This window comes from Azospirillum agricola (genome assembly GCF_020005195.1).
Taxonomy (GTDB): Bacteria; Pseudomonadota; Alphaproteobacteria; order Azospirillales; family Azospirillaceae; genus Azospirillum; species Azospirillum agricola.
On sequence record NZ_JAIFZR010000001.1, the window covers coordinates 481,992 to 492,500 of the forward strand.

Genomic DNA, 10,509 nt, shown 5'->3' on the forward strand with positions numbered 1-10,509 from the left:
TCCGGCGTCTGATAGTTTGTTGTCTAAACATACAAGGGCATGGGGCAGGACCTGTCCAGGACAGCTTCGGACCACCCCCATAGAAAAATTGTTTGCCCCCCGGACGACCCGATGCGAGCCTGCGGCGATCCACCAAGCGACGGGCCAAGCGACAGGCCAAGCGACGGGAGCAACGGGCGCCATGCGCAGCCGCCAACTGGAAAGCTTCGTGCTGGTGTGCGAACTCGGCAGCATCAGCAAGGCCGCGGCGGTCCTGAACATCGCCCAGCCGGCGCTCGGCGTGCAGATCAAGGCGCTGGAGCGGGAGTTCGGCGTGGCGCTGCTGGTCCGCACGGTGACCGGCACCCACCCGACGCCGGCCGGAGAACTCTTCCTGGAGGAGGCCCGGCTGATGCTGGGGCGCTTGCAGGATCTGAAGCGCCGTCTGCGCGAGGCGTCGGGGCAGGCGCCGCGCACGCTGGCGCTGGGGCTGACGCCCAGCCTGTCGGGGCTGCTGACCAGCCGGCTGATGGAACGGCTGCGCAGCGCGCTTCCCACCGTCGAGCTGAAGCTGTTCGAGGAGCTGAGCCACGCGCTGATCGATCATGTCGCGTCGGGCAAGCTCGATCTGGCGCTGGCCTACAGCGTGCCCGACAGCCGGATGCTGCACCGGCAGGCGCGGCTGGACGAGGCGCTCTGCCTCGTCACGCATCCCGGCTCGGCCTTCGACACCGGCGGGCCGGTGCCGCTCGCCGCGCTGGCCACCGCCGAACTGGCGATGCCCAACGAGGGCGATCTGGTCCGCCGCCTCGTGACCGGGGCGATGACCGCGCACGGGCTGGTTCCACGGGTGGCCTTCTCGCTCGATTCCATGCAGGCGATCAAGGATGTGGTGAAGCGCGGGCTGGCCTGCGCGATCCTGCCGCACAGCGCGGTGGCGCAGGAGGTGCGCACCGGCGCCCTGGCGATCCGGCCGGTGAGCGAGCCGCCGCTGACGCGCACGCTGTTCCTGGTGCGGCGGTCCGACGCCGAGCCGGACGCCACCACGGGTCCGGCCCTGCGCATCATCGACGAGCTGCTCGACGAACTCGGGCGCAGCGACGGCAACTTCACCAGCGCGGTGGACGGACGCCCCTCCGCGCCGTGACCGTCCGAGTCATCTTCCCTCCTGCCCGGCGCCCCAGGGCCTGCCAATCTCGGAACGATCCCGCGTCGTGCCCCGGAGGGCCATCGCCACACCGCACGGAGCGTTGCGAATCGTTCGCATTTTAACTACAGTCATCCCGTCATGCTCCGGTCATGGCGCGGCCACGCCGCTTTTCTGGTGGAGGAACGGGGCCACGCCATGCCCGATCAGCTTCGCATGAACGCACCGGTTCCCTGGCCGGTGACGCATGGTTGACACCGCAAAGCCGACGCTCGACGCCGTTTTTGTCGGACATCGGGGCGCGCTTGTCCGGCTGTTGGCCCGCATGGTGGGCAGCGTCGCCACCGCCGAGGATCTGGCCCAGGAGGCCTATCTCAAGGTGAGGGCGGCGGAATGCGGCCGGCCGGTGGACCATCTGGTGCCCTTCCTCTTCCAGACGGCGCGCAATCTGGCCTTCGACCATTTGCGGCGGGAGCGCCGGCACGCCGCGGTGATGGTTCAGGACCTCACCGCCGAGGGGATGGAGGAGGTCGCCGCCCCCCTGCCCTCCCCGGAAACCGAGGTTGGCGACCGCCAGCGGCTGCTCCGCATGGAAACCGCGCTGGCGGCCTTGAGCGAACGGCAGCGCCGCATCCTTCTGCTGAACCGGATGGAAGGCTTGTCCCATGCGCAGATCGCCGAACGGCTCGACGTCTCGGTCAGCACGGTGCAGAAGGATCTGAAAACCGCCCTGCTGGCCTGCCTAGAGGTTTTCGCCCGGCTCGATCGCGAGGGATTGCGGGTTTCTCCCCGCCCGGACGTCTTATAAGGTGAAAGACCGTGACGGCACCACACGCGACCTCCATGCCTGACGACACCGACCCTTCCCTGCCGCTGGAACAGGCGCTCGACTGGTTCCTCCGCCTACAGGCGGAGGACGTGGGCGAGGAGTGTCGCCAAGCCTGCGCCGCCTGGTGCGCCGCCGATCCCCGAAACGCCCGCGCCTGGGACCTGGCGCAAGGCATGTGGGCCTCGCCCCTCTTCACGGACGCGCTGGCCGCCGCCGCGCCTCCAAACACCGCCCCGCCAAACACCGCGCCGGCGCCCGAGCCGCCGGCAATCATGCCGGCGGACGCCGCGAGGGTGCCGCCCTCCGGACGATTCCAATCCCGATTCCGGCCGCACCGACCGGCGCGGCGCCAGGCGGCGCGCGTGGCGGCATGGGCGGCGGCGGTGCTGGTGGCGGTCGGTCTGGGCTGGGCGTCCGACCTGCCCTTGCGCCTGCGGGCCGATCATCGCACCGCGACCGGCGCGCAGGAGCGTGTGGTGCTGGCCGACGGATCGCGGGTGCTGATGGACACGGGGACGGCGCTGGCGACCGACATCGCCGGGGCCGAGCGGCGGACCCGGCTGCTGCGCGGAGCCGCCTTCTTCGAGGTGACGCCCGATCCCACCCGCCCCTTCCGGGTGGCGGCCGGTCCCGCCGTCGTGACCGTGGTCGGCACCGCCTTCGCCGTCCGTTACCTGGATGATCGGGTGACGGTGACGGTGCGGCACGGCACCGTGGACGTCGCACGGCCCGGCGACCCCGCCGTGCGCCTACGCGCGGGGGAGGAGGTGGCGGTCACCGCGTCGGCCATCGGCCAGCCCCACCCCACCGATCTGACCGCGGCGCTCGGCTGGGTCGATGGCCGGCTGGTCTTCGAGGACCGCCCCCTGGGGGAGGTTCTGGGTGAACTGGACCGCTATCATCGGGGCCTGATCGTGGTGCCCGATTCCCTCGCTGCCCGGCGGATCACCGGCAACTACCGGCTGGATGATCCGGTACGGACGGCGGCGTCCCTCGCGGAGTTGGTGCGCGCCGAAACGCTGCGGGTGTCCGACGCCCTGTTGATCCTGCGCCCGCGCCCCTGATCCGCCGGTCCCTCCCCCGCGCTTCTCCGCTCGCGGCGCGTCCACAAAAAAATTCCGCTTTTCCCGATCCGCGAACGTCAAGTCGGCATGCCTTTCGGAATGCGTCGCACTTGCAATCCGCGACGCCGACCCGGCGGCTTGAGACATCGTGATCATGGGGAAGCACGGCGATGGGTTTGGGGATCATGGGAAGGGGCGCGCGGGGGCGCCGGGGGACGGCTCTGCTGCGGGCGGTGCTGCTGTCCTCGGCAATGGCGGGTGCGGCCACGGCGGGGGGCGGCGTCGCGGCGGCGGCGAAGGCCGACGGACAGGTGGCCCAGGCGGCGGGGCAAGCGGCGGGGCAGCGGTTCGACATCGCGCCGCAGGGGCTGGTGACGGCTCTCAACGCCTTCAGCGCGGCCAGCGGCTGGGAGGTCGGCTTCCCGGCCGAGGTGGCGCGCGGCGTGGCCTCCCCCGGCGTGTCGGGCACCATGAGCGCCGACGACGCGCTGCGCCGCCTGCTGTCGGGCACCGGCGTGTCGTTCCAGATGACCGGCCCCGGCCGCGCCGTGCTGTCGCGGCCGCAGACCGGCGGCGTGGTGCTGGATCCGGTGACGGTGCAGGGTGCGCGTGAACGGGCGACCGGCCCGGTGGTGGGCTATGTCGCCCGCCAGAGCGCCACCGCCACCAAGACCGACACGCCGATCCTGGAAACCCCGCAGTCGGTCGCCGTCGTCACCCGCGACCAGATGGACGCCCAGGCGGCGCAGAATCTGGCCGACGTCCTGAACTACACCTCCGGCGTCACCACGGGGCGCAACGGCGAATCCTCCTCCTTCGGCGGCGACGGCATCTCGGTGCGCGGCTTCGGCGGCGACGGCACCACCGGCGTATCCTTCAACGAGTATCTCGACGGGCTGCGGTTGAAGGGCAGCGGCTATCTGACCTCCGGCATCGATCCCTACCTGTTCGAACGGGTCGAGGTGCTGAAGGGCCCGGCCTCGGTGCTGTTCGGGCAGGCCAGCCCCGGCGGCCTGGTCAACATGGTGACCAAGCAGCCGTCCCCCGACGCCAGGCACGAAATCCTGCTCCAGACCGGCAGCCACGGCCGCAAGCAGGCCGCGCTGGATGTCGGCGGCGACGTGACCGGCGACGGCCGGCTGGCCTACCGCTTCGCCGGTATCGGGCTGGACACCGAAACCCAGACCGACTTCACCGAGCGCCGCCGTCTGGCCGCCGCCCCGTCGGTCACCTGGAGGCCGACCGACGACACCAGCCTGACCCTGGTCGGCCTCTACCAGCGCGACAATTTCGACGGTTCGCCGCTGAACTTCCTGCCGGCCCAGGGCACCCTGCTGCCCAACCCCAACGGCAAGCTGCCGACCAACTTCTTCATGGGCGATCCCAACTTCAACGACTGGGACCGCAAGACCATGAGCGTCGGCTACCGGCTCGAGCACCGGCTCGACGAGCACTGGACGGTGCGGCAGAACGCCCGCTACCTGCACAACGACCTCAGCTACAAGGGCCTCTACGCCGCCGGTCTCCAGCCCGACCTGCGCACCATGCGGCGCAGCGCCTTCTCGCTCAGCGAGCGCGCCGACGATCTGACCATCGACAACCAGATCCAGGCGACCTTCGACACCGGCGCGCTGCGCCACACCGTGCTGGCCGGCGTCGACCACCAGCGGCTGAAGAGCGATACGGTGCGCGGGCTGGCGACGGCCCCGACCCTCAACATCTTCACCCCGGTCTACGGCCTGCCGATCGCCGATCCGCCGATCTACCAGAGCATCGCCACCCGCATCACCCAGACCGGCGTCTATGCCCAGGACCAGATCAAGTGGGGCGGGCTGGTGCTGCTGCTGGGCGGACGGCAGGACTGGGCCGAGACCCGGCAGCGCAACCGGCTGGCCCAGGGGACCAGCGCCCAGCAGGCCGACGCCTTCACCGGCCGGGTCGGGGCGCTCTACCTGTTCGACAACGGTCTGGCGCCCTACGCCAGCTACTCGGAATCCTTCGAGCCGACCGCCGGCAGCGATTTCGCCGGCAGGCCCTTCGAGCCCACCACCGGCCAGCAGTACGAGGCCGGGCTGAAGTACCAGCCGCCGGGATCGAGCAGCCTGCTCACCCTGTCGGCCTTCCACATCACCCAGCAGAACGTCACCACCGCCGACCCGCAGCACACCAACTTCAACGTCCAGACCGGCGAAATCCGCTCGCGCGGCATCGAGGCGGAGGCGCGCGTCAGCCTCGCCGACGGGCTGAACGCGGTCGCCAGCTACACCTGGCTCGACGCCGAGGTGACCAGGAGCAACGACATCAACCGCGGCAAGCGGCCAGTCGCCGTGCCGACCCATTCGGCCTCGGCCTGGGGCGACTACACGGTGCAGGACGGCCCGCTGGCCGGGCTGGGCGGTGGCATCGGCGTGCGCCATGTCGGCTTCACTTACGGCGATCCGGCCAACAGCTTCAAGGTGCCGTCCCACACGCTGGTGGACGCCGCCCTGCGCTACGACCTGTCCCATCTGCATCCGCATCTCCTGGGCGTGCAGGCGGCGGTCAACGCCAGCAACCTGTTCGACAAGCAGTATGTCTCGGCCTGCTCGCGGGCGACCAACTGCTATTACGGCCTGCGCCGCACCGTCATCGGCTCGCTGAAGTATTCCTGGTGAGACGGGGAGTCGAGATCGCGCTGCGGACCGCGACCGCCGTCGCCGGTGGCTATGCCCTGGCAGCGGGAACGGCGGCGGCGCTGGCGCTGGTGTTGCCGGCCGTGCAGGACCGGTCGGAAGCGGTGTTGACCGCCACCATGGCGGCGCTGCCGCCCTGCGTCCTGACCGTGGTGATGGTGTTCGCAGCCGCCAGTGCCCTGCGCGCCCTGGCCTGGACCGCCGGCCTGACGGCGGCGGTCTGGGGGGTGGCCTGGAGCGCGGCCGTCCTGTCGGGACGCATGACGGGGATCGGATCATGAACGGCAGTTTCCGCCTGTCGATGACGTGGCTGCACAATTGGGGCGGGCTGGTGGTCGGCTGGCTGCTGTTCTGCGTCTTCCTGACCGGAACCACCGCCTACGCCCGCCACGAGATCACCCGCTGGATGCAGCCCGAACGGGTCGAGGCCGCGGACAGCCCCAACGCCGCGGCGGCGGCCATCGCCACCCTGTCGCGCGAGGCGCCGCAGGCGCGCCGCTGGCTGATCATGCTGCCCGACGAGCGGGAGACCGCGACCCAGGTCTATGTCTACAACCGGCCGGGCGTGCAGCCCGGCTTCCGCCGGCTGACGCTGGAGCCGGCGGACGGCCGCCCGGTGCAGGCGCGGGCGACCTACGGCGGCGACTTCCTCTACTACTTCCATTTCGACCTGCGGATTCCCGGCGTGGCGGGGCGCTATCTGGTCGGCATCGCCGGGGTGGCGCTGCTGGTGGCGCTGATCACCGGCTTCGTCATCCACCGGCGGGTCTTCTGGGATTTCTTCGCCTTCCGCCCCAACCGCTCGCGCACACGGCTGTGGATGGACGTCCACAACGCGCTGGGCATCCTGGTGCTGCCCTACCACGCGCTGATCACCGTGACCGGGCTGGTGCCACTGATGTTGCTCTATCTGCCCTGGGGCTTGCAGGCGGCTTTCGGCGACCGGCCGGCCGAGTTCAACGCGGCGGTCTACGCCGAACCGATGCCGCCGGCCGCCTCGGGACGGGCCGCAGCCCTCGCCGCCGTCGAACCGCTGCTGGCGGAGGCGGCGCGGCGCTGGGATGGCGGGCGGCCGGGGCGGGTCGTCGTCGACAACCCCGGCGACGCCGCCGCCACCATCCTCGTCAAGCGCACCGATGCCGACCGGGTGGTGATCACGCCGGAGGCCATCCTGTTCGACGGCACGACCGGCGCGGTGCGGAAGGTCTGGGACGGGACGGGCGGCGCCGCCGCGACGCGGGCCGGCGCCTACGGCCTGCACATGATGCGCTTCGCCGACGCTCCGCTGCGGCTGGCGATGATCCTGTGCGGGCTGGCGGGAACCGCGATGATCGGCACCGGGCAGGTCTACTGGATCATCAAGCGGCGCAAGCGGGAGGCGTCGGCATCTTTCGGTCTGCGTCTGGCCGACGGCGCCAATCTGGCTGTGATGGTCGGCCTCCCGGTCGCCATCGCCGCCTATTTCTGGGCCAATCGCCTGTTGCCCGCCGGGTTGGCTGGCCGGGAGACGCTGGAGGTCGTCGCCTTCTTCGCCGCATGGCTGCTGGCGGCCCTGCACCCGGTCCTGCGCGGTGTCCAATGGGCCTGGGGTGAGCAGATGGCGGCGGCCGCGCTGTTGTGGATCGCCCTTCCCGTGGTGAACGCCTTGACCAGCCATGCCCACCTTGGGGTGACGCTGGCACGTGGGCTGTGGGGGGTGGCCGGAATCGACCTGAGCGCGCTGGCGGCGGGCGCCCTGTTCGCACTGCTGGCTTGGCGCCGCTTCCATGCGGCGCATCGGCGCATCGACCAACCGCGAGGGGCATTGCTGCGGCGCGGCCTGTAACTCGGCGTGGCGATCCGGCGAGGAGCCTCTGGCATGGCAACGGGACGCTGCCGATCAGGATCGAGGGTCACCATCCTGCTCGACAGACCGTCGTCCAGAAGACCATCGTCCAGACAGGGACGACCAACCTTGGGATCCCCAACGCGAAGTGGCCCGCCGCGTCTGTGACGCAGCGGGCCCCTGGTGAAGGTATCGCGTGTTCGATGAAGATGGCGCGCGTTTTCGGAAGCGTTTGGTTTGGAGAGTTTTGTGATGTCTGGTTTTGACCCTGTGCCTTGGAGACCTGGCGGCGACCTACTCTCCCACGCCTTAAGACGCAGTACCATCGGCGCAGAGGCTTTTCACGGCCGAGTTCGGGATGGGATCGGGTGTTTGTCACCTCGCCATGACCACCAGGTCACCGAGGCACAGGAACCGGACGTCTCGTCCAACCGGAGCGTTTCGCGTTCGCGCTGTCGTGCAAGTGACGTGTTTTGAGGATCGAAACGGCGTTTGCCGTCTGGGCTTGAAGCGGGCTTGCCGCTGCGCGCGGCGCGCTTTGTCGGTGAGGGATCAAGCCAATCGAGCGATTAGTAAGGCTTAGCTTCGGGCGTTGCCGCCCTTCCACACGCCTCCTATCGACGTGATGGTCTGTCACGGCTCTCAAGGGAGGTCTGGTTTAGAGGTGGGTTTCCCGCTTAGATGCTTTCAGCGGTTATCCCGTCCGCACTTAGCTACCCGGCCATGCCACTGGCGTGACAACCGGTGCACCAGAGGTGCGTCCATCCCGGTCCTCTCGTACTAGGGACAGATCCTCGCAAAACTCCTACACCCACGGCAGATAGGGACCGAACTGTCTCACGACGTTCTAAACCCAGCTCACGTACCACTTTAATCGGCGAACAGCCGAACCCTTGGGACCTGCTCCAGCCCCAGGATGTGATGAGCCGACATCGAGGTGCCAAACGACGCCGTCGATATGGACTCTTGGGCGTCATCAGCCTGTTATCCCCGGCGTACCTTTTATCCGTTGAGCGATGGCCCGTCCACATGGAACCACCGGATCACTATGGCCGACTTTCGTCTCTGCTCGACTTGTCAGTCTTGCAGTCAGGCGGGCTTATGCCATTGCACTCGACGAGCGATTTCCGACCGCTCTGAGCCCACCATCGCGCGCCTCCGTTACACTTTGGGAGGCGACCGCCCCAGTCAAACTACCCGCCATGCAGGGTCCCGGACCCGGATAACGGGCCGCGGTTAGATGCCAGAGACCTCAAGGGTGGTATTTCAAGGTTGGCTCCACACGAGCTGGCGCCCATGCTTCCAAGCCTCCCACCTATCCTACACATGAGATCCCTAGCACCACTGCAAAGCTGTAGTAAAGGTGCACGGGGTCTTTCCGTCTGACCGCGGGAACTCCGCATCTTCACGGAGAGTTCAATTTCGCTGAGTTGGTGTTGGAGACAGCGGGGAAGTCGTTACGCCATTCGTGCAGGTCGGAACTTACCCGACAAGGAATTTCGCTACCTTAGGACCGTTATAGTTACGGCCGCCGTTTACCGGGGCTTCAATTCGGAGCTTGCACCCCTCCTCTTAACCTTCCGGCACCGGGCAGGCGTCAGACCCTATACGTCGCCTTGTGTGGCTTCGCAGAGCCCTGTGTTTTTAGTAAACAGTCGCCACCCCCTGGTCTGTGCCCCCCGCCCATGCTTGCGCACGAACGGGGCCCTCTTCTTCCGAAGTTACGAGGGCAATTTGCCGAGTTCCTTCAACACCATTCTCTCAAGCGCCTGGGTATGCTCTACCTGTCCACCTGTGTCGGTTTGGGGTACGGTCTGATGCGGGGGCTATTTCCTGGAACGGGTCCCCAGCGCGGCCAATCCGATAAGGCCGCACACGCTTTCCCATCCGTCACACACCCGCTGGCCCACGACTATTAACGTGGTTCCCATCGACTACGCCTTTCGGCCTCGCCTTAGGGGCCGGCTCACCCTGCGTGGATTAACCTTGCGCAGGAACCCTTGGACTTTCGGCGAGAGTGTTTCTCACACTCTTTGTCGCTACTCATGTCAGCATTCTCACTTCCGATACCTCCAGGCGGCCTCACGGACACCCTTCGCAGGCTTACGGAACGCTCCGCTACCACGTGATCTGAGATCACATCCGCAGCTTCGGTACACGGCTTGAGCCCCGATACATTTTCGGCGCAGGCCGGCTTAACTAGACCAGTGAGCTATTACGCTTTCTTTAAAGGATGGCTGCTTCTAAGCCAACCTCCTGGTTGTCATGGCCTTCCCACATCCTTTCCCACTTAGCCGTGATTTGGGGACCTTAGCTGGCGGTCTGGGCTGTTTCCCTCTCGACGATGGACCTTAGCACCCACCGTCTGTCTGCCGGACTGTGCTTCCGGGTATTCGGAGTTTGGTTAGGTTTGGTAAGGCTCGCGCCCCCCTAGCCCATCCAGTGCTCTACCCCCCGGAGCAATATCCGACGCGCTACCTAAATAGCTTTCGCGGAGAACCAGCTATTTCCTGATTTGATTGGCCTTTCACCCCTAGCCACAGGTCATCTCCGACTTTTTCAACAGGCGTGAGTTCGGTCCTCCAGTGCGTGTTACCGCACCTTCAACCTGCCCATGGCTAGATCATCAGGTTTCGGGTCTAAAGCATGCAACTCGGTCGCCCTATTCAGACTCGCTTTCGCTGCGCCTCCACCTACCGGCTTAAGCTCGCTGCATACTCTAAGTCGCTGACCCATTATACAAAAGGTACGCCGTCACCCCGCAAGGAGGCTCCGACTGCTTGTAGGCATCCGGTTTCAGGAACTGTTTCACTCCCCTTGTCGGGGTGCTTTTCACCTTTCCCTCACGGTACTGGTGCACTATCGGTCACTGAGGAGTACTTAGGCTTGGAGGGTGGTCCCCCCACGTTCAGACAGGGTTTCACGTGCCCCGCCCTACTCGAGGATTGCTTCCGGTTTACCCATACGGGGCTATCACCCACTGTGGCCCGACT

The 10,509-nt window shown here is 67.4% G+C and carries 6 protein-coding genes and 2 rRNA genes (1 of these 8 cut by a window edge); 6 read left to right on the forward strand and 2 right to left on the reverse strand.

Annotated elements, in window-relative coordinates:
* Window positions 1–181: 181 nt before the first annotated feature.
* From JN22_RS02040 to JN22_RS02065, 6 genes are all read left to right on the forward strand, one after another.
* The gene (locus tag JN22_RS02040) at window positions 182–1,126 is read left to right on the forward strand and encodes a LysR family transcriptional regulator (protein ID WP_085552300.1); all 945 of its coding nucleotides are present in this window, start codon (window positions 182–184) and stop codon (window positions 1,124–1,126) included.
* A 247-nt stretch (window positions 1,127–1,373) separates the two neighbouring features.
* Window positions 1,374–1,934 (forward strand): RNA polymerase sigma factor, encoded by a 561-nt coding sequence (locus tag JN22_RS02045; protein WP_085552301.1) that lies wholly within the window; start codon window positions 1,374–1,376, stop codon window positions 1,932–1,934.
* A 35-nt stretch (window positions 1,935–1,969) separates the two neighbouring features.
* On the forward strand, window positions 1,970–3,019 hold the full coding sequence (locus JN22_RS02050) for a FecR family protein (RefSeq protein ID WP_085552302.1): 1,050 nt from the start codon (window positions 1,970–1,972) through the stop codon (window positions 3,017–3,019).
* A gap of 170 nt (window positions 3,020–3,189) precedes the next feature.
* Window positions 3,190–5,673 (forward strand): TonB-dependent siderophore receptor, encoded by a 2,484-nt coding sequence (locus JN22_RS02055; RefSeq protein WP_143268107.1) that lies wholly within the window; start codon window positions 3,190–3,192, stop codon window positions 5,671–5,673.
* Complete coding sequence (locus tag JN22_RS02060) at window positions 5,670–5,972, forward strand: hypothetical protein (RefSeq protein ID WP_085552303.1); 303 nt, start codon at window positions 5,670–5,672, stop codon at window positions 5,970–5,972. The genes JN22_RS02055 and JN22_RS02060 overlap by 4 nt, the downstream gene beginning before the upstream one ends.
* Window positions 5,969–7,516, forward strand: a complete 1,548-nt coding sequence (locus JN22_RS02065) for a PepSY-associated TM helix domain-containing protein (protein ID WP_085552304.1) — start codon at window positions 5,969–5,971, stop codon at window positions 7,514–7,516. The genes JN22_RS02060 and JN22_RS02065 overlap by 4 nt, the downstream gene beginning before the upstream one ends.
* Window positions 7,517–7,797: 281 nt before the next feature.
* Here the strand turns inward: JN22_RS02065 and rrf are convergent.
* Together rrf and JN22_RS02075 are read right to left on the reverse strand one after the other, a co-directional pair.
* Window positions 7,798–7,913, reverse strand: a 5S ribosomal RNA gene (rrf, locus tag JN22_RS02070).
* 151 nt (window positions 7,914–8,064) lie between these two features.
* Window positions 8,065–10,509, reverse strand: a 23S ribosomal RNA gene (locus JN22_RS02075) (it continues 298 nt past the right edge of the window).

What these genes read in the sequence shown, in the direction of transcription:
- JN22_RS02040 (WP_085552300.1), top strand. Translation starts at nt 182, where the DNA reads ATGCGCAGCCGCCAACTGGAAAGCTTCGTGCTGGTGTGCGAACTCGGC.
- JN22_RS02045 (WP_085552301.1), top strand. Translation starts at nt 1,374, where the DNA reads ATGGTTGACACCGCAAAGCCGACGCTCGACGCCGTTTTTGTCGGACAT.
- JN22_RS02050 (WP_085552302.1), top strand. Translation starts at nt 1,970, where the DNA reads ATGCCTGACGACACCGACCCTTCCCTGCCGCTGGAACAGGCGCTCGAC.
- JN22_RS02055 (WP_143268107.1), top strand. Translation starts at nt 3,190, where the DNA reads ATGGGTTTGGGGATCATGGGAAGGGGCGCGCGGGGGCGCCGGGGGACG.
- JN22_RS02065 (WP_085552304.1), top strand. Translation starts at nt 5,969, where the DNA reads ATGAACGGCAGTTTCCGCCTGTCGATGACGTGGCTGCACAATTGGGGC.